Raw genomic sequence first — 23,403 nt, 5'->3', positions numbered from 1 at the left:
TTTAATCTCCTAGTCTGCGGCCTACTAAGATTTTCGCTCCTGCGCCTCTGTAAAACTCTTCGCATGTCATTTTTGTTTTTCCAGAAGGCTGCAATTCTTTAATCTTAATAGCTGTTTCATCACCTGTGGATACCGTTATACCATCAGGTTCGTTTTTTAAGATCGTTCCCGGCACCTCACTTTTTGAATCAGTGACCTTTTCCGAACTCCAGATTTTTAATATTTGACCGTTGAGAGTTGTAAAAGCAACTGGCCAAGGGTTTAGGCCGCGAATATGATTATAGATTTCTGCTCCAGTTTTGGACCAGTCAATCTTTTCCTGTTCTCGCTTAATATTATAAGCAAATGTGGCTTTCTCATTATCCTGTGGAATAGGTGTTAATTTTTTTTTAAGTAATTTTGGGAGTGTTTCCGATAATAAGTCTGCCCCAGCCTTGCTTAGTTTTGTATGAAGGCTGCCTACATTATCTTCTTCTGAAATATCTACTTCTACTTGAGTTAATATGTCCCCTGCGTCCAGCTTTTCAACCATATACATAATGGTGATCCCTGTTTTCTTTTTACCTTGGATTAAGGCATAATGTATGGGGGCACCTCCTCGAAGTTCTGGAAGCAGCGAGGCATGGACGTTAATACAGCCATGTTCTGGTGCATTTAATATTTCTTTCGGTAATATTTGTCCAAAAGCGGCTGTAATTATTAAATCGGGCTTTAAAGAAAGGATTTTTTCCAATTCTTCTGTTTGACGAATTTTTTCAGGTTGATAGACCGGAATTCCATGCTTTAATGCTTCGACTTTAACAGGCGGAGGTGTTAGTACTTTTTTTCTGCCAACAGGTCGATCTGGCTGTGTCACCACACCAATAACCTCATATCCGTCATCTATAATTCTTTGCAACACGGGTACAGAAAAGTCTGGGGTACCCATAAAAACGATTCTCGTCATTCACTTTCTACTCCTTTTAACTCATCTTCTTCGAGATATCGGCTTACTTTAGATGTGAATAATACCCCGTTTAAATGATCTATTTCATGTTGTATCGCCCGGGCAAGAAATTCCTCTGCTTCGAGCGTGTATTTTTTTCCTTTTCGGTTAAATGCCTCGATTTTTACATAATTGGGTCTTGTAACTTCCCCAAAAAGGTCTGGGAAGCTTAAACACCCTTCTGGACCGGTTTGTTCTCCTGATATATTGATGATACGAGGATTAATCATCTCAATCGTACCTGATTCATCATCAATATCAACGATTGCAATTTGTTCGTCTATCCCAATTTGTGGGGCAGCTAGACCAACGCCATCATGCTCAATCATGGTGTCATACATATCATCAAGTAATTTAGCGAGTTTTTTGTCAAATTTCTCTACAGGTCTGCATTTTTTCTCAAGTACCTCAGCAGGGTACATAACAATCTTTCGTATAGCCAAAGGTGTTCCTCCATCTAAATCGTAGTTGTCCGATTTTTATCTTTGGCTGTGTTAGACTAGGCTGTTGATTTGCGCTCCAGGCGCTACGCTTTCCGCGGGCTCGCCCGTGAGCCTCCTCGGTCGTACCGACCTGCGGGGTCTCACTCAGCTCGTACATCCCGCAGGAGTCGAGCGCCTTCCGCTCCAATCAACAGATTCTAAAAGCAACAGTCTACTTTAACACAGCCTTATCTATATTTATTACTAAACATTTTCACCCAAATTAATATATCATAACCTTCTATATCAGTGATATTTGTGTGTCTTACATTAAAATAAATGGGTTTACGTCTATTGAAACGAGTAACCCGCTTTTCGGGTCTGCTTGATATTGGTCGAGTATCGCTTTTAGTGTTTTGTTAAGCTCCGGTTCACGCTTATATTTTATTAGGCAATGATAGCGGTATCGGTTATTAATCCGCGGAATAGGTGACGCAGCCGGCCCTAGAACCACTGCATGATTGGATAGGCGCGACCTGACAAAAGCAGCGATTTTTTCCGTTGATGAAACGACATTCATCAAGTTTTCATGACTAATCGTTATTAAGGCCAAATAATAAAATGGCGGGTAATGATGAGCTTTTCTCATCAACATTTCCCTGTGGTAAAACCGATCATAATCTTGTATCCCAGCCAGCTCTACACTATAGTGCTCCGGAGTGTAAGTTTGGATAATAACTTCCCCTGGTAATTCATGGCGTCCTGCCCTGCCGCTAACTTGAGTTAAAAGCTGAAAGGTTTTTTCAGAGGAACGGAAGTCAGGCAAATGGAGCATCGTATCCGCGGAGAGCACGCCCACAAGCGTAATATTTGGAAAATCGAGTCCTTTGGCAATCATTTGCGTACCTAATAAGATATCTGCTTTTCCTTCATGAAATTCTTTTAAAAGTCTTTCATGAGCTCCCTTTTGTCCTGTCGTATCAACGTCCATGCGAATTACTCTGGCTTCGGGAAGTATTTTCCCGAGTTCATCTTCAACCTTTTGTGTTCCCGTACCAAAATAGCGAATGTAATCACTCGAACACTCTGGACACTGACTTGGTACATAGCTTTCATACCCGCAATAATGGCATTTCATTTGTTCCTTAACCTTATGATAAGTCAAGGAGATATCGCAATTAGGACAATTCATTACATACCCGCAATCCCTGCACATAACAAATGATGAGTGACCGCGTTTGTTTAAAAATAAAACAGACTGCTCTTTTCTATCAATTCTTTCTTTTAATAGTTCAAACAATTTTCTAGAGAACATGGAGCGATTGCCCGCTCGCAGTTCTTCACGCATATCAATAATTTCTACTGCTGGCAGTGCTCTCTTATTCATTCGGTTTGGCAGAGATAGTAGTGTATAAACCCCCTTTTGTGCTCTAGCAAATGACTCGAGGGCTGGAGTTGCACTGCCAAGCACAACCGGGCAGTTATTTTTTTTGGCTCTTTCAATGGCCACATCTCTAGCATGGTAGCGTGGCATTTCTTCCTGCTTATAGCTTGTTTCATGTTCCTCATCAATAATGATGATTCCCAAGTTTTCAAAAGGAGCAAAGATCGCTGACCTTGCACCAACAACCACTCTGACCTCTTTACGTTGTATCTTCCGCCATTCATCATATTTTTCACCGGCTGACAATCCGCTGTGTAATACCGCCACTAAATTCCCAAAACGGCCTTTAAAGCGATTTACCATTTGAGGAGTTAAAGCAATTTCTGGTACAAGTACAATTGCTTCTCTCCCCTTTTCAATGACATCCTGAATGGTTTGTAAATAAATTTCAGTTTTCCCGCTGCCAGTTACCCCATAAAGCAGAAAAACCTCATGGAGTTTTTTTTCAATACTATCTAGTATAGGAACCATTGCCCGCTGCTGGTCCTCTGTTAAGGGCAGCGGTTCAGTGCGTGAAAAAGTCCGATTTTCATAGGGATCACGGTAAACTTCCATGTCTTGTTCGGCAAGAAACCCCTTTTGAACAAGTGCTTTTACTGTTGACGCGGAAATATTTAATTGTGATAACAATTGCCTTAATTCCACCGGATCACTGTGCTCAACAAAATACTTTAATACTACTTTTTGTTTGTCTGCTTTTTGCGGCAGGCTATCATGGGCAGCTTCCAGTTCTCCTGAGGAAAGCTTCGGGATAACATACTTTAATTGCTTTTTCTTTAGTTTTTCTTTCACTACATAAATAACTTCTAACAAACCATTAGCAGCTTCTCTTTGAAGGATGGGAACAAGACCATTCTTTAATGCCTCATCCCAATTAATAGCTTCTTCATGTTTAAATGCCTCTTGAAGTTGAACAGGTAATTGATTTAGGTGAACTCCTTCGGAAAGCATAACCTTTTTCTCATATTTCGCTTTTAATGCAGCCGGGAGCATTGCCTGGAAGGCATAAATCTTAAAACACAAGGTATTTTCAGTCAGCCAATTACCAAGATCAAGTAATTCTTCATTTAGGACAGGTTCTAAATCCATCGGTTCATTAATTTCACGAAGTTTCTTAAATTCTGATTCTGCTTTTATCTCGGTAACAAACCCTTGAATGTTCCTTGGACCAAATGGGACAATTACCCTCATTCCAGGCTTAATAGTCTCAAGCCAATGGGCTGGTATTAAATAATCAAACTCCCTATCGGTTTGTTTTGAGGGTACATCAACAATAACACTAGCAACTTTCATTTGATCCCAAATCCTTTGGCAATACAACTATTTCATCGATAATTTTGTGTGCAACCTCAAGCTTTGACATTAAAGGTAATTCAATTTTGGTTCCGTCACGCTTAAAAAGTGTCACTATGTTTGTATCCCTGCCAAACCCTGCACCTTCTGACTTAACATTATTAGCTACAATCATATCAGCATTTTTGGCTTTTAATTTTTTCACTGCATATTCTTCGACATTCTCTGTTTCCGCAGCAAATCCTATTAGAATCTGCTTTTTTTTCTTTGTGCCAAGCTCAAATAAAATATCTTTCGTTCTTTCAAGTTCAATCACTTTGTCCCCTGGCTGCTTTTTCATTTTATGCTCGTAAGAGACTTTAGGAGTGTAATCAGCTACTGCAGCTGTTTTTATAATAATATCAGCCTCCTCAAAGTGATTCATGACTGCATGATACATCTCGTTTGCACTCTCAATCTTAACTATATCCACACCTGGCGGAGGAGTTAAATGGACCGGTCCAGAAACTAAAAGTACTTTTGCGCCTTCTTTCTTCGCTGCTTCTGCAAGAGCGTATCCCATTTTTCCTGTAGAATGGTTCGTAATAAAACGAACAGGATCGATCTTTTCTCGTGTTGGGCCAGCAGTAATTAGTACCGTTTTCCCTTTTAACTTCAGCGAGCTTTTGTTTGTAAAATGCAGTTTAATTAGTTCAACCATTTTCTCTGGTTCCTCTAAACGGCCCTTGCCTACATACCCACAAGCTAAATAGCCTTCACTTGGTTCAATAAATTGGTAACCAAATGCAGCCAATTTTGATATGTTCTTGTTCACTGCTGGATGGTCATACATATGTACATTCATCGCAGGTGCTATCCATACTGGAGCAGTTGCAGCAAGTAAGGTGGTGGTAATCATATTATCAGCAATTCCATTTGCCAGCTTTCCGATCGTATTGGCTGTTGCTGGTGCAATAAGTATTAAATCCGCCCAATCCGCTAAATCGATGTGCGCAATCACATTGGGATTTTTTTCATCAAATGTATCGGTATACACATCATTTCGGGATAACGCTTGAAAAGTTAACGGAGAAACAAATTTTATAGCAGAGTCACTAAGTATTACTTTGACCTTAGCACCAGCTTGGACCAGTTTGCTTGTTAGCGCTGCTGCTTTATATACCGCAATTCCACCTGACACACATAATAAAATCTTCTTATCCAACATCAACGTATCCCTCACTTCTAATCCACAAGTATCTATTCTTTTATTATGCTAGAAACACCTTATTTTTTCATCTTTTTCAACCGTATTTCGACAAAAAACAAAAAAGGCTGACATCCTGCCGTCAGACCTTCTCATTTATTACTTGCCTATATTGCTATCTTTACCGTAGACAGCACCTGTTTCTGATTTTTTTGGAATTCGATATGTCAGCTCACCGCTGTAGATTTCCTCTAATGCTTTTCCTACATGTTTATAAGAAACATATTTAGGTAATCTTTCGTCACGTGTTTGCTGCATAGAACGAGCACGCTTTGCTGCAACAGAAACGAGTGAGTATTTTGAGTCAATTTTATTAAGTAATGAATCAATCGAAGGATATAACATTTATTCAACCTCCAGTAATTTTTTATATCGGTGTTCTACGCGTTCTCTGCGGCAATGCTCTGCCACAACAATTGCTTTTACACGTTCACAAGCTAATTCTACCTGATCATTTTCTACTACATAATCATATAATTCCATCATTTCAATTTCTTCACGCGCTGATAACATCCGATTGTTGATCAACTCTTCTGTTTCAGTACCTCTGGTAACAATCCGATTCTTTAATTCAGAAAGACTAGGCGGCATTAAGAAAATAAATAATCCTTCTGGAAACTTTTCTCTAACCTGTCTTGCTCCCTTAACCTCAATTTCTAAGAAAACATCTTTCCCAGCGTCTAAGGTTTCACGAACATAATCTACAGGTGTGCCGTAGTAATTGCCAACGAACTCTGCATACTCTAATAGTTTACCTTGTTGAATTAATTCTTCGAATTCTTGCCGTGACTTAAAAAAATAATCAACACCATTTATTTCCCCTGGGCGAGGCGCACGGGTTGTTGCAGATATGGAGTATTCAAAGGCCGTGTCCGGATGAGAAAATATTTCTTTTCTAACCGTTCCTTTTCCGACACCGGATGGACCAGAAAATACGATAAGTAATCCTTTTTCCTGCATTTTCTAAAATCCTACCCTTCATCTAAAATTTCATCACGGTCGCTCAAACGATGGGCAACCGTTTCAGGCTGTACGGCCGATAATATAACATGGTCACTATCCATGACAATTACCGCACGTGTACGTCTTCCATATGTAGCGTCAATCAAAGAACCCCGATCACGGGCATCTTGGATAATCCTTTTTATTGGAGCAGATTCAGGGCTTACAATTGAAATTATCCGATTGGCAGATACGATATTTCCAAAACCAATATTAATCAATTTAATCGACATGATTATCATCCAATCATCAATAATATATTTTGGTCTAGTCAACCATTTTCTAAACCTTTTATTCAATATTTTGAACTTGTTCCTTCAGTTTCTCAAGTAAACTTTTTATTTCAACTACTTTTTTAGTAATCGTTGAATCATTTGCCTTTGAACCGATTGTGTTTGCTTCCCTATTCATCTCCTGCACGAGAAAATCAAGTTTTCTTCCAATTGGCTCAATCTCATTTAAAGTTTGCCTAAATTGCTGTACGTGGCTATTTAACCTTGTTAATTCCTCATTAATATCAATTTTATCAGCAAAAATCGCCACTTCAGTTAATACACGGCTTTCGTCAATTTGTCCTTGTACTAATTCCTCAATTCTCTTCAATAAGCGTTCTTTGTACGCTGAGACAACTAGAGGGGCGTGTTCCTTTAACCGATCAATATTTTCATCTAATTGTAGTAAAGAGGTGAGCAAATCTTTTTGCAGTTCTTCTCCTTCTATTACTCGCATTTGCTTACATAGTAAAACTGCTTCTTCTGTAGCACTAAGTACTAAGTCTTCCAATTCTTCATTTCCTGCTTCAGTTTCTTCGATATGTAAAAATTCGTTACGTGTCAATAAGTCCTGAAGTAAAACTTTACCTTCAATATTGAATTTATCACGTGCTTCTTTAATAAACAGATAATACTCTTCGAGTAACTTCCAATCAACCTGAATTTTCCGAGTAACTGCACCTTCCCCTTCTATCATGATATATACTTCAGCTCTGCCGCGTCGAAGGTGCTGATTCAATTTTTTCTTAATCTTATCTTCTACCTTTAATAATTGTCTTGGCATCCGAACATTTATTTCACTAAAACGATGGTTGACTGTTTTTACTTCCACATTTACTGAAAATGAGGCTGAGGAAATACTGCTCCTCCCAAAGCCCGTCATACTTATAACCATTAAGGACACTCCAATCTTCTGAAGATGAGCGGTTAACCTACTATGTAAAGTATATCGTTTATTTTTGCGGAAATTAACAAAAGGTAATAGAGTCTTCTCTACTACCTTTTGGATTATAACACACTTTATTTTGTTTTTCTTAACAAAAATGATCCAGCTAGTAAAAAAGTTGGTATGGATGATAGACCGATAATTAACAGCCAGTCTTTTGCTAAGATTGGGAGAGTATGAAAAATCGGCTGGAATGGCGGGTAATATATTACCGCAATCATTAAGGCTAAGGATGACACAACGGCCCATACAAGGTATTGGTTCCCAAAAGGATTTCTAGATAATACAGACTTTTCACTTCTACAATCAAATACATGAATAAGCTGAGCTAACACGAGTGTTGCGAAGGCAATCGTTTGTGCATATTGTAGATTTTCAGGATTTTGTTTATAAACAATCATAAAGGCTAATAAGGTGACGGTTCCAATGAGAAAACCCCGTGAAACCACTTTCCAGCCTAACCCTCGAGCAAATACACCTTCATTTGGACTGCGTGGTCTACGCTTCATTACATCCTCTTCAGGACGGTCCAAGCCTAGTGCCATGGCCGGCAGTCCATCGGTTACTAAGTTTACCCAAAGAATTTGAATTGGAACTAATGGAAGTGGCAGTGCTAAGATCATTGCGAATAACATTACCAGAATCTCGCCTACATTAGATGCCAATAAGTATCGAACAAACTTTCGAATATTTTCATATATATTTCTTCCTTCTTCAATGGCTGACTTGATCGTTGCAAAATTATCATCTAAGAGAACAAGTGAAGAAGCTTCTTTCGCCACATCCGTTCCTGTAATCCCCATAGCCACACCGATATCAGCTGCTTTAATAGCTGGTGCGTCATTTACGCCATCACCGGTCATTGCCACAATATGACCTCTATTTTGTAAAGCCTTAACAATCTTTAATTTATGTTCTGGTGAGACACGGGCAAATACAGATACATCGTCTACTACTTCCTCGAGCTCGTCGACGGACATATTTGATAAAGCATTTCCATCTAGAACTAAACTCTTTTTTGCTAAGATCCCGAGCTGTGCCGCAATCGCTTTAGCGGTTATCACATGGTCTCCTGTAATCATGACTGTTTTGATTCCTGCTTCTTTACATTCCTTCACGGCGTCTTTAACCTCTGGTCTAGGCGGGTCAATCATACCTTGAACACCAATAAAGGTTAATTTATTCTCTGCTTCCTTTTCACTAAGGATAACTGTATTTGCCGGAATAGGTTTAAAGGCAATCGCAATGGTTCTAAGTGCTTTTGAAGCCAGGTTATTGATAGCTTCTTGGACCTGGCTCTGAATGTTTTGTCCAAGGTATTGTGTCTTCCCATCCCAGAGGATCGATTCACTCTTACCAATAATTACATCGGGAGCTCCTTTTGTTACAATAAAATTTCTGCCTTGCTTGTCTTTAACATGCATACTCATCATTTTTCTCGCCGAGTCAAACGGAAATTCCTTTACTATCGTAAATTCATCTAATAAATTTGTACGATCTAATCCCGCTTTCATGGCACTAACGAGCAATGCACCCTCTGTTGGATCTCCGTCAAGAATATAATCTTCATCTTTGATGACTAATTCTGAATGATTGCATATCATTCCAAAGACAAGCATTTGCTGCAAGGCTTTCTCGTCTTTAGGATGTACACGAGTATTATTACGATAAAAATCACCGCGAGGTTGATATCCCACACCATCTACTGTCCAAGTGTTTCCACCACTCCATAAATGAGTTACGGTCATTTTGTTTTGAGTCATGGTTCCCGTTTTGTCCGAACAAATAACCGACGCACAGCCAAGGGTTTCTACTGCCGGCAGCTTTCTAACGATTGCATTTTTCTTTATCATTTTTTGAACTCCAAGAGACAATGCAACCGTTACAATTGCTGGTAACCCCTCAGGAATAGCGGCTACTGCAAGGGATACACCTGCTAAAAACATTGTATAAAGTTCATGTCCCTGTAAAACACCAATCGCAACTACAAGAACAGTTAACAATAAAGCTACTGTAATCAAAATTTTACCAAGCTGCTCTAAACGGCGCTGCAGTGGTGTTTCCTGTGCCTCTGCATTTTGAAGTAAATCGGCAATTTGCCCCATCGCTGTTTTCATCCCTGTTGCAATTACAACACCTACGCCGCTCCCCCTAGTAATCATAGTGCCCATGAAGGCGATATTTTCCATATCACCAATCCCAGGGTTTACTGTTTTTAACCGATCTATATGTTTAGAAACTGGTACCGATTCCCCAGTAAGGGCCGACTCTTCGATTTCTAGGCTTTTCGATTCTATTACCCTTACATCAGCACCTATTCTATCTCCGCTTGAAAATTTAATGATATCCCCTGGAACAATTTCTTTTGATGGGATTTTTATCCACTTTCCTTCACGTAATACGGAAACTTGCGGTGCGGATAATTCCTTTAGCGCCTGCAATGATTTCTCTGCTCTTCTTTCTTGAAAAAATCCAAGGAAACCATTAATAATGACAATTGCAATAATGGCAATTGCATCAATATATTCACCAAGTAATCCTGATAAAAGCGTGGCTGCGAGCAGCACTAAGACCATAAAGTCTTTAAACTGACTAAAAAATAAGAGTAAAGCAGACTGCTTTTCCCCTTCCTGCAATTCATTAAGCCCATGTTGAGCTATTCGTTTCTTAACTGCCTCTGGTGATAACCCAGAAGAAAAGTCGGTATCTAAGACCTTTTCTACTTGATTTATCTCCATCTCATGGAATTTCATCCGACCATCTCACTTCCCCCTTGATTTTTCTTAGACTACTCTAAAGAAAGCTTATTCAGCCTCGTCCAAAAAAATGCTATGATAATTAGACAAGTTATGATTACGATATGAACATATTAATATGAGACATAATCTAACATTGTGAGCTATACTAAGGGAACAAATATGTTTGAAGTAAAGGATGTTTTCCATGTCATTCGATGGTTTATTTACAAAAGCAATGGTTGATGAACTTACGCGCACTCTAAAAGGCGGAAGAATAAACAAAGTACATCAGCCCTATAAAAATGAAGTAATTCTCACAATCCGTGCTAATGGAGTGAACCAAAAATTATTATTTTCCGCTCACCCCAGCTACGCACGTGTACAACTTACTAATGAAGCATACGAAAATCCCAGCGAACCGCCAATGTTCTGTATGCTGCTTAGAAAGCATATTGAGGGCTATATATTAGAGGATGTATATCAGGTAGAAAATGATCGGATGATTATTTTCGAAGTCAAAGGCAGAAATGAAATTGGTGATGTCAGCTATAAACAGTTAATCATTGAAATAATGGGAAGACACAGTAATATTGTAGTCGTTGATAAAACAAGGAATATCATTCTCGATAGTGTTAAGCACGTGTCGTTTGCGGTAAACAGTCACAGAGCGATTCTTCCAGGGCAGACATATATTTACCCGCCTGCGCAAAATAAGCAAAACCCCTTTGCGGCTAGTACTGAAGATATATTAAGGAAAATTGATTTTAATAGCGGAAAGCTTGATAAGCAAATTGTTGAGCACTTTGCTGGCACCTCACCACTATTTGCGAAAGAAGTTATTTTCCAAAGCGGCATTGCTAACCGGGCAACATTACCAACTGCATTTATTCAAATGATACAGCGAATCAAGAGCGGAGAGCTAGTTCCTTCTATCATGGCAACAGGCAATAAGGAAGTGTTTTACCTCTTCCCGCTTGAACATATAAAAGGGGAAGTGAAAAGCTTTTCCACCTTGAGCGAGATGCTTGACCGCTTTTATTTTGGCAAAGCTGAACGAGACAGGGTAAAGCAGCAAGGAAATGATATTGAGAGGTTAATTATTAATGAAAAAGAAAAAAACGAGAAAAAAATCGATAAATTAGAGAGCACTTTAAAAGAAGCTGAGAAAGCAGACCAGCTCCAGCGTTTCGGTGAACTGTTAACGGCAAATCTCTATGCTGCAAAAAAAGGGATGAAAGAAATCCTAGTAGTTAATTATTACGATGAAATGGGCGGCACCGTTGCAATACCATTGGACCCGCGGAAAACACCATCGGAAAATGCGCAAAAATATTTTTCTAAATATCAGAAGGCGAAAAACTCTATTTCCATTGTAATCGAACAAATTGAAAAGGCCCGGGAGGAAGTCCTTTATTTTGAAAATTTACTTCAGCAGGTGCAATCAGCCTCTCCTAAGGACATTCAGGAAATACGCGAGGAACTGGTGGATGGGGGATATATCCGCGACCGCCAAAGACGAAATGCGAAGAAAGTTAACAACGCCAAGCCTATTCTTGACTATTTTCTTTCTTCTGATGGTACCGAGTTGATTGTAGGTAAAAATAATAAACAGAATGATTATTTAACCAATAAACTGGCAGCTAGAGATGAAATTTGGCTTCATACAAAGGACATACCTGGATCACATGTTGTGATTCGCAGCAAAGAACCATCTGAAGAAACTATCCATGAAGCCGCGAACTTAGCTGCATATTATAGTAAAGCTCGAAACTCAAGCTCAGTACCCGTTGATTTCACAAAAGTTCGGCATGTAAAAAAACCCAGTGGTGCAAAGCCGGGTTTTGTTATCTATGATAATCAACAGACAGTGTATGTAACACCACAAGAGGAACTCGTTCTTAAACTTAAGAAAAAATAAAAAAGTCCCGGATTTCCGGGGCTATTTTCATTATTCAAACCTTTTGCTCCATTCTGAAGGGGCTTTACTCCAAGAAAGTAAACTCTCTTGATCATTTTTACTAATATAGCCCTTTTCAATGGCAACCTCGACTAGGTTCGTGAAATCTGTAAGTGATTCACTATTAATCTCTTCTTGTGCGAATGCTTCCTTTCCTTTATCAAGCCCATATGTAAAAATGGACACAACGCCTAGCACTTCACAACCAGCCTCTCTTAATGCTTGAACCGCTGTTATTACACTGCCGCCAGTAGATATTAAATCCTCAACAACGACGACCCTTTGACCTTTTTCAACATTACCTTCGATTTGATTACCCTTGCCATGACCTTTTGCACTTGACCGAACGTAACACATGGGTAAGTTTAATAACTCACTAACCCAAGCAGCATGTGGAATACCCGCTGTTGCTGTACCAGCAATTACATCTGCAGAAGGAAATTTATCTAGAATAATGGATTGCAGCCCTTTTGCAATCTCTCTTCTTACTTCAGGATACGAAAGCGTTAAGCGGTTGTCGCAATAAATAGGCGAACGTAATCCAGATGTCCAAGTAAATGGTTCGTTTGGTTTTAATGCAACTGCATTGATGGTTAATAATTTTTCTGCGATTAATTTTTTCATACTTGTACACTCCTCCATGCTTCCATCCATTTTTTATAGCTGTTCACTGGGTCCGTTGATCTTGTAATTGAACGTCCTACGACAATTGAGGTAACTCCGGCATTTTTTGCGAACTCAGGTGTGGCAACCCGTTTTTGGTCTCCTGTACTATCTTCTGCCATCCGTATTCCAGGTGTAACTGTGTAAAATTTATTCCCGAGGGTCTCACGAATTGATACAGCTTCCCACGCCGAGCAAACAACTCCATCTAAACCAGCTTCTTTTGCTAATGAGGCATAATGAAGAACAGATTGTTCAAGTGAACCAGAAATGAGCTGTTCATTGTTCATTTGTTCTTCAGATGTACTGGTAAGCTGCGTAACTGCTATACACGCTGGACGCTTACGTCCCGCAGCAGTTCCTTCATCCAATCCTTCGATCGCAGCTTGCATCATCTCTTTGCCTCCCGCAGCGTGGACGTTAACTAGGTCACATTCTAACCTTGCAAGACCCTTCATCGCACTCTTTACGGTATTAGGAATGTCATGTAGCTTTAAATCTAGAAAAATACGATGACCATTTCCTTTTAAATAATGTACAATTTCAGGACCTTCCTGATAAAAAAGCTCCATCCCCACTTTTACAAACAGCTGCTCTCCATTAAACGGCTGTAAAAACTGCTCTACCTCTTTACGATTCGCAAAATCAAGCGCGATGATAAGCGAGTTGTCCATGCTCCTGCCAGCTCCTTCCCCTGCATTCACTGATGTGTTCATAGCCTAATTGGTCTAATAACAATGGCAATTCATCAATAATTGTTGGACACACAAATGGGTCCACAAAATTTGCTGTACCGACCGCAACGGCACTTGCCCCGGCATAATAGAATTCAATTACATCTTCTGCAGACTCAATACCACCCATACCAATGATTGGGATATTTACTGCCTGACTCACTTCATAAATCATCCGTAAAGCGACTGGTTTAATAGCAGGTCCGGATAGACCGCCAGTACGATTAGCTAAGATTGGCTTACCTGTTTTTAAATCCAATCGCATTCCAACTAGCGTGTTGATCATCGTTAAGCCATCCGCTCCACCATCTTCAACTGCTTTGGCCATTTCTACAATATTGGTTACATTCGGTGAAAGCTTGACATAAACCGGAACTTCGGAGACTTCTTTTACTTTCCGAGTTAACTGCTTTGCGACCTCTGGAATGGTACCGAAAGCGATTCCTCCTGTTTTTACATTTGGGCAGGAAATATTCAATTCTAAGGCATGAACATTAGAAGCTTTCGAGATGTGTTCTGCCACCTCGATGTAATCTTCTTCCAATGATCCTGCAACGTTGGCAATAATCGGGACATCATACTGCGATAACCATGGAAGCTCATTGCTTAACACTTTTTCCAAGCCAGGATTTTGCAGACCAATTGCATTAAGCATTCCTGAGGATGTTTCCGCCACTCTCGGTGTTGGATTCCCAAATCGAGGTTCCACCGTAGTAGCTTTAATCATAATCGCACCAAGTTTACTTAAGTCATAAAATTGACTATATTCTCTTCCAAATCCAAAGCACCCCGAAGCAGGCATAATTGGGTTTTTTAGGCTTAAACCAGGCAACTGTATGTTTAATTTGCTCATATTACTACCTCCCCGGCACGGAAAACTGGACCATCACTGCAGACTTTTTTATAGGAGACATCTTCATGCTCATTGCTTGTTTTACAAACACAAGCAAAGCAAGCTCCTACCCCGCAGCCCATTCTCTCTTCTAATGATAGAAACACTTTTTTATTTGAATACCCATTTTCAATTGCTTTCAGCATGGGAGTAGGCCCGCATGTATATAGGCAATCAAACTGTAAATCTTTAATAATATCCGTAACAAAACCTTTTTTTCCGTATGAACCGTCCACAGTTGTAATATAAGTATCTCCGTATTCTAAAAACTCATCTTCATAAAAAACAGCAGACTCTGTCTGGAAACCAAGAACATGAATAACCTTTACTCCTCTAGCTGTCAACTGCTTAGAAAGTTCATATAAAGGGGGAACACCGATCCCGCCGCCAACAAGCAGTGCGGTTTGACCTGTATTGACTTCATTGACAGGAAATCCATTGCCTAAAGGACCGAGAATGTCTAGCAGCATTCCCGGACCATTTTCAGCAAGCAACGTAGTCCCTTTTCCTTCCTTGCGATAAATCATTGTAAATTGTGAATTCTTTTTATCAAATGAAGAGATACTGATTGGTCGTCGCAATAGAGGATCTAATCCCTTCGCAACTCGAATATGCACGAACTGTCCAGGTGCATGAATCTCATTCACAAAATTTGCTTCCACCGTTAGTTCAAAAATATCTTTTGCAATTTCTTTCTGGGAGATGATTTTGCATAATTCCTTTTTTATCAAGCAAAAACAACCTCCTTCTCTTCTGCTGCCATTGCTTCTGCTGAAAAATTCATTGATTCGATAACTTTAAGAATGGCATCAGCTGTATCTAATGATGTTAAGCACGGCACTCCGTTTTCAACTGCTTCACGGCGGATTCTAAAGCCATCACGTTCAGGCTGTTTACCTTTTGTAAGTGTGTTGACAATCAGTTGGGCTTCCCCATTATGAATAACGTCTAACAGTGTCTTGCCTTCAGAGCCAATCTTTCCAATTACCTTAACCGGCAGGCCAGCAGATTGAAGAACTGCAGCTGTTCCGCTAGTTGCCATAATACGGTAGCCATTTGCAGCAAATCGTTTAGCAAGCTTTAATGATTCTTGTTTATCTTTATCCGCGACTGTAAACAATACAGTACCGAATTTTTGGATATTCATACCTGAGGCAATTAGTCCTTTATAAAGTGCTTTCTCAAGGGTACTATCTTTTCCCATTACTTCACCGGTTGATTTCATTTCCGGTCCAAGCGTAATGTCAACGCTTCTCAACTTTGCAAACGAGAAAACTGGAACTTTTACATAAACTCCATTCTTCTCAGGGACGATTCCAGGTGAGTAGCCTTGTTCTACAATGGATACTCCTAAAATTGCTTTTGTTGCAATTTTAGCCATTGGAACATTCGTGATTTTACTTAAGAATGGAACCGTACGACTTGAACGTGGATTGACTTCAAGGACATATACCTCATCCTTTGAGATTACATACTGAATATTCAACAGTCCAACAATGTTTAGGCCCTTAGCCATTTTTTCGGTGTATTCAACCAGCGTTTTTTTGATTCCTTCTGAAAGTGTCTGCGGCGGATAAACTGCTATAGAATCCCCGGAATGTACCCCTGCACGTTCAATATGTTCCATAATTCCAGGTATTAACACATTTTCACCGTCGCAAATGGCGTCTACTTCGATTTCTTTTCCAGTTAAGTAGCGGTCAATCAAAACTGGATGTTCTGGATTGATTTTAACCGCATTTTCCATATAATGAAGCAGTTCTTCTTGACGATAGACGATTTCCATTGCTCTGCCGCCGAGTACATAAGAAGGGCGCACTAGGACTGGGTAGCCAATTTCATTTGCAATTCCAACAGCTTCAGAAACGGATAATGCAGTTTTTCCGAGCGGCATTGGAATATCAAGCTCTACAAGTGCTTGCTCAAATTTATCCCTGTTTTCTGCACGATCCAAATCCTCTAGGCTTGTTCCAAGAATCTTTACCCCATTTTCCTGTAATTTTGCAGCTAGGTTAATGGCAGTTTGCCCGCCAAATTGAACGACAACACCCAGTGGTTTTTCTAAATCAATAATACTCATTACATCCTCAATCGTTAGTGGTTCAAAATAAAGCTTATCAGAGATACTGAAATCAGTTGAAACCGTTTCAGGATTATTGTTAATAATAATGGCTTCATAGCCTGCTTCTTTTATCGCTTTAACAGAATGAACCGTAGCGTAATCAAATTCAATACCTTGGCCGATACGGATTGGACCGGAACCAAGAACAATGACACTTTGTCTGTCAGTTACAATCGATTCATTTTCTTCCTCGTATGTTCCATAGTAGTAAGGTGTTTCTGACTCAAATTCAGCGGCACACGTATCTACCATTTTATAAACAGGAACCATTCCAAAGTCTTTGCGTAGGTGGTAAATATCCTGTTCTTTTTGATTCCATAGTTTTGCAATTGTTTTATCAGAGAACCCCTTTTGTTTGGCTTCCTTAAGAATATCCATATCCATTTGGTTAGAAGCAAGTTTTGCTTCTAATTCGATAATTCCCTGGAACTTATTTAAGAAAAATAAGTCAATTTGGCTCCATTGATGAATAGTTTCTACTGTAATACCTCTTTTCAGTGCTTCTGCAATGTAAAACAGCCTCTCATCTCCGGCTTTACAAATTCGTTTTTCTAGTAATTCATTACTAATCTCTTCTGCTCCATTTAATTCGAAATGGTAAACACCAGCTTCTAACGAGCGGATTGCTTTTAATAATGATTCCTCAAAAGTTCTTCCAATCGCCATTACTTCGCCAGTTGCTTTCATTTGCGTTCCTAGTGAACGATTGCCTGATTCAAATTTATCAAATGGCCACCTCGGAATTTTCGTAACGATGTAGTCTAGAGCCGGTTCAAAGCTTGCATAAGTTTTTCCTGTTACAGGATTAAGCATTTCGTCCAGTGTTAAACCTACTGCAATTTTTGCTGCAAGTTTAGCAATTGGATAACCTGTTGCTTTCGAAGCAAGTGCAGAAGAACGGCTGACCCTTGGATTTACTTCGATGATGTAGTAGTTAAAGCTATAAGGGTCGAGTGCGAGCTGAACATTACAACCGCCTTCTATTCCTAGCGCACGAATAATTTTAAGAGAAACATTTCTTAATAGCTGATATTCCCTATCGCTTAACGTTTGACTTGGTGCCACGACAATCGAGTCACCTGTGTGTACGCCAACAGGATCGATGTTTTCCATGTTACAGACGACAATAGCATTGTCATTTCCATCACGCATTACTTCATATTCGATTTCTTTATAACCGGCAATACTTTTCTCAAGTAAACATTGAGTTACCGGGCTGTGCTTTAAACCGCTCGTTACAATTTCGTCCAACTCTTCTCGGTTATGACAGATACCGCCGCCTGTACCACCAAGCGTGTAAGCAGGGCGGACAATCACTGGAAATCCGATTTTATCAACAAATGCATGGGCTTCGGCTAATTCATGGATGATTTCACTGTCTGGAACAGGTTCCCCAAGTTCATTCATTAGTGTTCGGAATAAATCACGGTCCTCAGCTTGTTCAATCGCGGATAACTTTGTTCCTAAGATCTCAACTTCACACTCTTCTAAAACTCCTGATTTTGATAACTCAACAGCTAAGTTTAGACCTGTTTGACCGCCAAGAGTGGCAAGAAGGGCGTCTGGGCGTTCTTTTCGAATGATTCTGCTAACAAATTCCTCTGTTAATGGTTCAATATAAACAGCATCCGCAATCTCAGTATCTGTCATAATGGTTGCCGGATTTGAGTTTACAAGAATAACACGATAGCCTTCTTCTTTAAGAGCAATACACGCCTGGGTGCCTGCATAATCAAATTCTGCTGCCTGGCCGATAACAATCGGTCCTGAACCAATCACTAAAATGGAGTTTATATCAGTACGTTTTGGCATGTTGTGGAAACCTCCTGTTTTTGATCTTCAATCATCGCAAGAAACTGATCGAATAAATGGTTGGCGTCTTCAGGTCCTGGTGACGCTTCTGGGTGGTATTGAACAGTAAATGCAGGATATTCTAAATGCTTTAAACCTTCGACTGTTCCATCATTTAAGGCGATATGGGTAACTGCCAGTTTAGTATTCTGTAATGACTTTTCTTCAACCGTAAATCCATGGTTTTGTGCTGTAATTGCGATTTTCCCTGTTTTTAAATCTTTAACAGGATGGTTAGAACCTCGATGACCGAATTTCATTTTGACTGTATTTGCCCCACATGCTAATGCAAATAATTGGTGTCCAAGGCAGATACCAAATATCGGTACTAAGCCTAATAGCTGTTTAATCATATGAATCGCTTCTGGGACATCCTTTGGATCCCCAGGTCCGTTGGAAAGCATAATTCCATCTGGTCGTAATTGCAGGATTTCATCCGCAGTTGTATGGTATGGAACCACAACGACATCACAATTGCGTTTATTTAATTCTCGTAAAATGCCGTGTTTCATTCCGAAATCAACAAGCACAATTCTTTTTCCTCTACCTGGACTTGGATAAGAATTTTTTGTGGAGACTCTTCTCACTTGGTCAATCGGCAGCTTCGTCTGTCTTAGTTTACTAATTACTTCACTTGGATCACTTTCAATCGAGCAAATGGCTCCTTTTAATGTTCCATATTGACGAATAATTCTTGTTAATTTACGTGTATCTATACCTGCAATTCCAGGGATATTTTTCATTTTAAAGTACTCATCAATCGTAAATTCACTTCTCCAATTGGAAGGGAATTCTGCAGCTTCCTTGACAATAAAGCCTTTCACTGCAGGGATAATGGTCTCAAAATCGTCTCGATTGATTCCGTAGTTTCCAATCAACGGGTACGTCAGCATAACAATTTGCCCACAATAAGATGGGTCTGAAAGTATTTCTTGATAGCCTGTCATTCCTGTATTAAAGACGACTTCTCCGATTGTATCCATATGACTTCCAAAACCGTCGCCGATAAAAACTGTTCCATCTTCTAAGATAAGTTGTGCTTTCATACTATAACACGTCCTTTTTCCCAAACTACTTGCCCGCTTGCAATCGTCATTTCTGGCCAGCCCTTACAATTCCAGCCAGTAAATGGTGTGTTTTTCCCTTTAGATAGAAATTCCTGTGGATCAATTACTCTTTCTTCTTCCAGATTTAATAATACGATGTCTGCAGGTGCTCCCACTTCAATGGTTCCAAATGGAAGAGAAAATGTTTCTGCAGGTTTTTTAGTCATAAAACCAATTAACTGTTCAAGAGTCATGATGTTCTTTAAGACAAAATGTGTATAAAGCAGCGGAAAAGCAGTTTCTAACCCGACAATTCCGAAAGGAGCAAGCTCTATTCCCTCATTTTTTTCTTCACTAGTATGTGGTGCATGATCAGTTGCAATAAAATCAATCGTGCCGTCCAATAGTCCTTCAAGTAATGCCTCTCGGTCCGCATGATCACGGAGCGGTGGATTCATTTTATAATTTGGATCCAGGCTATCTGGGATATCATCTTGAGTTAATAGTAAATGGTGTGGTGTAACTTCAGCAGTGACTTTAATCCCTGCTTTTTTTGCGTCGCGAATCACTCGAACCGATTCTTTTGTACTGACATGGCAAACGTGATAATGACATCCTGCCGCCTCTGCAAGCAGCACATCCCTTGCAATCTGGACGGACTCACATACAGATGGAATTCCATTTAATCCATTCTTTTCAGAAAAAGAACCTTCATGCACACAGCCCTTATTGATAAGAGTGTCTTCTTCACAATGGGCAACAATAGCCATACCAGCTGCCGCTGCCTTCTTCATTGCCTTTAACATCATATCTGCAGATTGGACACCGACACCATCATCTGTAAACGCGAAAGCTCCAGCATTCTTTAATCCCTCAAAATCTGTTAAATCCCTGCCAAGCTGTCTGACTGTGATGGAAGCATAAGGCAAAACACGGACGCTTGCCGTTTCTTGAATTCTGTTTTGCACCCATTCCATTTGTTCGACTGAATCTGGTACAGGTCTAGTATTTGGCATTGCCGCAAGTGTGGTATAGCCGCCTCTTGCTGCTGCGAGCGTACCGGTTGCAATCGTTTCTTTCTTCTCGCCTCCTGGCTCACGAAGATGAACGTGCAAATCGATAAATCCTGGAGCAACGAGCATTCCTTCCGCATTAATTGTTCGATCTGCCGCTGTTTCTATCTTTTTATCAATCTTTACAATTTTTCCATCTTTTATTAAAATGTCGGCCAGTTTCTTTTCGCCATTAAATGCTATGTAACTGGCGTTCTGAATAAGTAGTTTCATTTCCATACACTCCTTTTAAGGTTTCTAGTGACCTCTTTAATACAGCCATTCTTACAAATACACCATTTTCCATTTGCTTGAAGATTCTTGATCGTTTGCATTCTACTAAGCTATCAGATATCTCAACATTTCGATTTACTGGTGCAGGGTGCATAATGATACTGTCAGACTTCATCATCTTCTCTCTTTCTAATGTAAGCCCAAACTGTCTATGATAATCTGCTGCTGTGTAGCTTCCCTTTTTTTGATGGCGTTCATGCTGAACGCGCAGGAGCATAACCACATCAGCCTCCTCTATTGCCTCATCAATTGGTCTAAATCTTAGAGCACTCAGACTGTGATGGTCAAACCATTCAATTGGTCCTGAGAAAATAACTTCTGCTCCTAATCTGGTCAGGGTATCGGCATTTGAACGTGCTACTCGGCTGTGCCTAATGTCACCAATGATGGCTATTTTCAAGCCGGTAAAAGTGCCAAACTCCTGATAAATGGTTAAGAGATCTAAAAGAGATTGTGTAGGATGATGACCACAGCCATCACCTCCATTAATGATTGGGATATTTACTTTTTCAACGAGTTCATCAAAGTAACGATCCTGCCCATGGCGAATAACAACGGTATTAACGCCAATTGATTCAAGTGTTTTTACGGTATCGTAAAGTGTTTCTCCCTTTTGAACACTTGAAGTTTGGACTTCAAATGGAATGACCTTTAGCCCTAAACGTCTCTCAGCCACTTCAAAACTCGATTTAGTCCTTGTACTTGCCTCAAAAAATAAGTTAGCAGAAAACATTTGTGTTTCTGGACTCCACTTCATTCCATCAGCAAATTGCTGTGCCTCTGTTAAAATTTGATATATCTCTTCAACTTTAAGCTCATTTGTGGTTAGCAAGTGATTCAACATGCTATTCCCCCATCTCTTTTTTTTGTAAAAAAAGACCCTGACCATCATGGATCAGGGTGCAATAAAACTAACCAAGTTCATGATGTGTGGACACATTATGATGACTCAGTATTACACCCTTATAGCCTCTCTGAACTACTTTTAAAAGGTTGATTATCCTTATGCAGTTTTGTGTTTATCTTTTTCTACAGTCTGTTCAAACATATCTTCATTAACTGGTTCTTTACCAGGCAGGACTAGGTGTAAAAGAACTCCGGCAATTGCAGCAAATGCCATACCTTGAATCTGGAAGGATTCTGATACTTTTATAAAGGCACCGCCAATTCCCATGACAAGAATGACCGATGATATCACCAAGTTCCGATTGTTACCAAAATCAATTTTACTGTCAACAAGCATACGTAAACCGGATGAAGCAATGATTCCAAAAAGTAGAATGGAGACGCCTCCCATAACAGGAGTTGGGATTGTACTGATTAATGCTGTTATTTTTCCGATAAATCCAAAGATCGTTGCGAGAACAGCTGCACCTGCTATGACATACACACTGTAAACTCGAGTGATTGCAAGGACACCGATATTCTCTCCGTACGTTGTTTTTGGAGGTCCGCCGATCAAAGCTGAAATGATTGTCGCTGTTCCATCACCCAAAATAGAGCGGTGTAAACCAGGTTCTTTAATATAATCTCGTCCAACCACTTTACTTAGTACAAGCTGGTGGCCAATATGTTCAGAAAGCGTTACGATTGCGACTGGCACCATTAGGAGCGCTAAGTCCCATGTTATTTTTACTTCGTAGCTTACAAACGGAATGATGAATTCAGGCATTTCAAACCAACTTGCTTCTAATACTGGCTTAAAATCAACTATGCCGATTGCAAAGGAGTATAGGTATCCTATCACTATACCTGCCAAGATCGGGATAATACTTAACATGCCGCGCATGTATATGGTACAGATAATGGTTGCCGCTAAAGTTACTAAAGCAGCGGAGAAATGAATCAAGCTATATTCTCCTGCAGGATTATTCATTGCCATACTAACTGCTGTTCCTGCGAGCGCTAAACCGATTACGATTATAACTGGACCGACTACAATCGGTGGCAGCAGATTCATAATCCAACGATGTCCTGCTTTACTTATGATCAGCGCTACAATTCCGTAAACAAGACCCGCAAGGAATGAACCAATCATGGCACCCCCTGGACCGGCTGTTGCTTTTGCCGCAATCACTGGAGCAATAAATGCAAACGAGGAACCAAGGTATGCTGGAACCTGCCATTTTGTAATCATGAGGAAAGCGAGTGTTCCTAATCCACTTGATATTAATGCAATTGCTGGACTCAACCCAACAAGATATGGAACTAGAATGGTCGCTCCAAACATTGCGAATAAATGTTGTAAGCTTAAAGTAAGCCATTGCGCAGGATTTGGTATTTGTTTTATGTCTAGGATGGGTTTGTTGTTCAATTTTTTCTCCTCCACAATTTTTCTATTATTATGCCTGTGTTTTCTAATAAAAAACCCTCTTTGTCCATGAGTGTACAAAGAGGGTATGGAAATGCCAGTTTAGCTTTAATGATGGCATTTTCCCCTTTGT

Annotated in this window: 19 protein-coding genes; 1 reads left to right on the top strand and 18 read right to left on the bottom strand. The window is 39.9% G+C overall.

The genetic code is table 11. From position 1 onward, the window contains the following. Position 1 precedes the first annotated feature (1 nt). From fmt to QNH29_RS08880, 9 genes are all read right to left on the bottom strand, one after another. The gene (fmt, locus tag QNH29_RS08920; protein ID WP_283864446.1) at positions 2-946 is read right to left on the bottom strand and encodes a methionyl-tRNA formyltransferase; all 945 of its coding nucleotides are present in this window, start codon (positions 944-946) and stop codon (positions 2-4) included. After that, the gene (gene def / locus QNH29_RS08915; protein ID WP_283864445.1) at positions 943-1,428 is read right to left on the bottom strand and encodes a peptide deformylase; all 486 of its coding nucleotides are present in this window, start codon (positions 1,426-1,428) and stop codon (positions 943-945) included. The genes fmt and def overlap by 4 nt, the downstream gene beginning before the upstream one ends. Positions 1,429-1,732: 304 nt before the next feature. Then, positions 1,733-4,144, bottom strand: coding sequence for a primosomal protein N' (gene priA, locus QNH29_RS08910; protein ID WP_283864444.1), 2,412 nt, complete (start codon positions 4,142-4,144; stop codon positions 1,733-1,735). Then, entirely contained in the window at positions 4,131-5,354 is a 1,224-nt protein-coding gene (gene coaBC / locus QNH29_RS08905; protein ID WP_283864443.1) for a bifunctional phosphopantothenoylcysteine decarboxylase/phosphopantothenate--cysteine ligase CoaBC, read from the bottom strand. The genes priA and coaBC overlap by 14 nt, the downstream gene beginning before the upstream one ends. A gap of 135 nt (positions 5,355-5,489) precedes the next feature. Further along, the gene (rpoZ, locus tag QNH29_RS08900; RefSeq protein WP_283864442.1) at positions 5,490-5,735 is read right to left on the bottom strand and encodes a DNA-directed RNA polymerase subunit omega; all 246 of its coding nucleotides are present in this window, start codon (positions 5,733-5,735) and stop codon (positions 5,490-5,492) included. Then, entirely contained in the window at positions 5,736-6,350 is a 615-nt protein-coding gene (gene gmk / locus QNH29_RS08895) for a guanylate kinase (protein WP_283864441.1), read from the bottom strand. An 11-nt stretch (positions 6,351-6,361) separates the two neighbouring features. Next, positions 6,362-6,625: an extracellular matrix/biofilm regulator RemA gene (gene remA / locus QNH29_RS08890; RefSeq protein WP_283865569.1), complete on the bottom strand. Its 264-nt coding sequence runs from the start codon at positions 6,623-6,625 to the stop codon at positions 6,362-6,364. A 58-nt stretch (positions 6,626-6,683) separates the two neighbouring features. After that, the gene (locus tag QNH29_RS08885; RefSeq protein ID WP_283864440.1) at positions 6,684-7,559 is read right to left on the bottom strand and encodes a YicC/YloC family endoribonuclease; all 876 of its coding nucleotides are present in this window, start codon (positions 7,557-7,559) and stop codon (positions 6,684-6,686) included. A gap of 125 nt (positions 7,560-7,684) precedes the next feature. After that, a complete protein-coding gene (locus QNH29_RS08880) occupies positions 7,685-10,363 on the bottom strand; it encodes a calcium-translocating P-type ATPase, SERCA-type (protein WP_283864439.1) in 2,679 nt (892 codons plus the stop codon). A 190-nt stretch (positions 10,364-10,553) separates the two neighbouring features. Here QNH29_RS08880 and QNH29_RS08875 point away from each other — a divergent pair, with 190 nt between their 5' ends. Continuing rightward, on the top strand, positions 10,554-12,266 hold the full coding sequence (locus tag QNH29_RS08875; protein WP_283864438.1) for an Rqc2 family fibronectin-binding protein: 1,713 nt from the start codon (positions 10,554-10,556) through the stop codon (positions 12,264-12,266). A gap of 30 nt (positions 12,267-12,296) precedes the next feature. On the opposite strand, the gene pyrE is transcribed toward QNH29_RS08875, so the two are convergent. From pyrE to QNH29_RS08830, 9 genes are all read right to left on the bottom strand, one after another. Further along, the gene (gene pyrE, locus QNH29_RS08870) at positions 12,297-12,929 is read right to left on the bottom strand and encodes an orotate phosphoribosyltransferase (protein WP_283864437.1); all 633 of its coding nucleotides are present in this window, start codon (positions 12,927-12,929) and stop codon (positions 12,297-12,299) included. Beyond that, the gene (pyrF, locus tag QNH29_RS08865; RefSeq protein WP_283864436.1) at positions 12,926-13,642 is read right to left on the bottom strand and encodes an orotidine-5'-phosphate decarboxylase; all 717 of its coding nucleotides are present in this window, start codon (positions 13,640-13,642) and stop codon (positions 12,926-12,928) included. Before pyrF ends, pyrE begins: the two co-directional genes overlap by 4 nt. After that, positions 13,614-14,555: a dihydroorotate dehydrogenase gene (locus QNH29_RS08860; protein ID WP_283864435.1), complete on the bottom strand. Its 942-nt coding sequence runs from the start codon at positions 14,553-14,555 to the stop codon at positions 13,614-13,616. Before QNH29_RS08860 ends, pyrF begins: the two co-directional genes overlap by 29 nt. Then, positions 14,552-15,325: a dihydroorotate dehydrogenase electron transfer subunit gene (locus QNH29_RS08855; protein ID WP_283864434.1), complete on the bottom strand. Its 774-nt coding sequence runs from the start codon at positions 15,323-15,325 to the stop codon at positions 14,552-14,554. The genes QNH29_RS08860 and QNH29_RS08855 overlap by 4 nt, the downstream gene beginning before the upstream one ends. Then, positions 15,322-18,528, bottom strand: a complete 3,207-nt coding sequence (carB, locus tag QNH29_RS08850; RefSeq protein WP_283864433.1) for a carbamoyl-phosphate synthase large subunit — start codon at positions 18,526-18,528, stop codon at positions 15,322-15,324. The genes QNH29_RS08855 and carB overlap by 4 nt, the downstream gene beginning before the upstream one ends. Then, on the bottom strand, positions 18,507-19,613 hold the full coding sequence (locus QNH29_RS08845; RefSeq protein WP_283864432.1) for a carbamoyl phosphate synthase small subunit: 1,107 nt from the start codon (positions 19,611-19,613) through the stop codon (positions 18,507-18,509). The genes carB and QNH29_RS08845 overlap by 22 nt, the downstream gene beginning before the upstream one ends. After that, on the bottom strand, positions 19,610-20,899 hold the full coding sequence (locus tag QNH29_RS08840) for a dihydroorotase (protein ID WP_283864431.1): 1,290 nt from the start codon (positions 20,897-20,899) through the stop codon (positions 19,610-19,612). The genes QNH29_RS08845 and QNH29_RS08840 overlap by 4 nt, the downstream gene beginning before the upstream one ends. Then, positions 20,859-21,800: an aspartate carbamoyltransferase catalytic subunit gene (locus tag QNH29_RS08835; RefSeq protein WP_283865568.1), complete on the bottom strand. Its 942-nt coding sequence runs from the start codon at positions 21,798-21,800 to the stop codon at positions 20,859-20,861. Before QNH29_RS08835 ends, QNH29_RS08840 begins: the two co-directional genes overlap by 41 nt. 162 nt (positions 21,801-21,962) lie before the next feature. Then, positions 21,963-23,273 (bottom strand): solute carrier family 23 protein, encoded by a 1,311-nt coding sequence (locus QNH29_RS08830; protein ID WP_283864430.1) that lies wholly within the window; start codon positions 23,271-23,273, stop codon positions 21,963-21,965. Positions 23,274-23,403: the final 130 nt, after the last annotated feature.

This window comes from Neobacillus sp. DY30 (assembly GCF_030123065.1).
Taxonomy (GTDB): domain Bacteria; phylum Bacillota; class Bacilli; order Bacillales; family Cytobacillaceae; genus Neobacillus.
This window is presented reverse-complemented; position numbering and strand designations above follow the sequence as displayed.

Coding starts and splice junctions, on each gene's coding strand:
- fmt (WP_283864446.1), bottom strand. CDS start 946: ATGACGAGAATCGTTTTTATGGGTACCCCAGACTTTTCTGTACCCGTG.
- priA (WP_283864444.1), bottom strand. CDS start 4,144: ATGAAAGTTGCTAGTGTTATTGTTGATGTACCCTCAAAACAAACCGAT.
- rpoZ (WP_283864442.1), bottom strand. CDS start 5,735: ATGTTATATCCTTCGATTGATTCATTACTTAATAAAATTGACTCAAAA.
- gmk (WP_283864441.1), bottom strand. CDS start 6,350: ATGCAGGAAAAAGGATTACTTATCGTATTTTCTGGTCCATCCGGTGTC.
- remA (WP_283865569.1), bottom strand. CDS start 6,625: ATGTCGATTAAATTGATTAATATTGGTTTTGGAAATATCGTATCTGCC.
- QNH29_RS08885 (WP_283864440.1), bottom strand. CDS start 7,559: ATGGTTATAAGTATGACGGGCTTTGGGAGGAGCAGTATTTCCTCAGCC.
- QNH29_RS08880 (WP_283864439.1), bottom strand. CDS start 10,363: ATGAAATTCCATGAGATGGAGATAAATCAAGTAGAAAAGGTCTTAGAT.
- QNH29_RS08875 (WP_283864438.1), top strand. CDS start 10,554: ATGTCATTCGATGGTTTATTTACAAAAGCAATGGTTGATGAACTTACG.
- pyrE (WP_283864437.1), bottom strand. CDS start 12,929: ATGAAAAAATTAATCGCAGAAAAATTATTAACCATCAATGCAGTTGCA.
- pyrF (WP_283864436.1), bottom strand. CDS start 13,642: ATGGACAACTCGCTTATCATCGCGCTTGATTTTGCGAATCGTAAAGAG.
- QNH29_RS08860 (WP_283864435.1), bottom strand. CDS start 14,555: ATGAGCAAATTAAACATACAGTTGCCTGGTTTAAGCCTAAAAAACCCA.
- carB (WP_283864433.1), bottom strand. CDS start 18,528: ATGCCAAAACGTACTGATATAAACTCCATTTTAGTGATTGGTTCAGGA.
- QNH29_RS08845 (WP_283864432.1), bottom strand. CDS start 19,613: ATGAAAGCACAACTTATCTTAGAAGATGGAACAGTTTTTATCGGCGAC.
- QNH29_RS08840 (WP_283864431.1), bottom strand. CDS start 20,899: ATGAAACTACTTATTCAGAACGCCAGTTACATAGCATTTAATGGCGAA.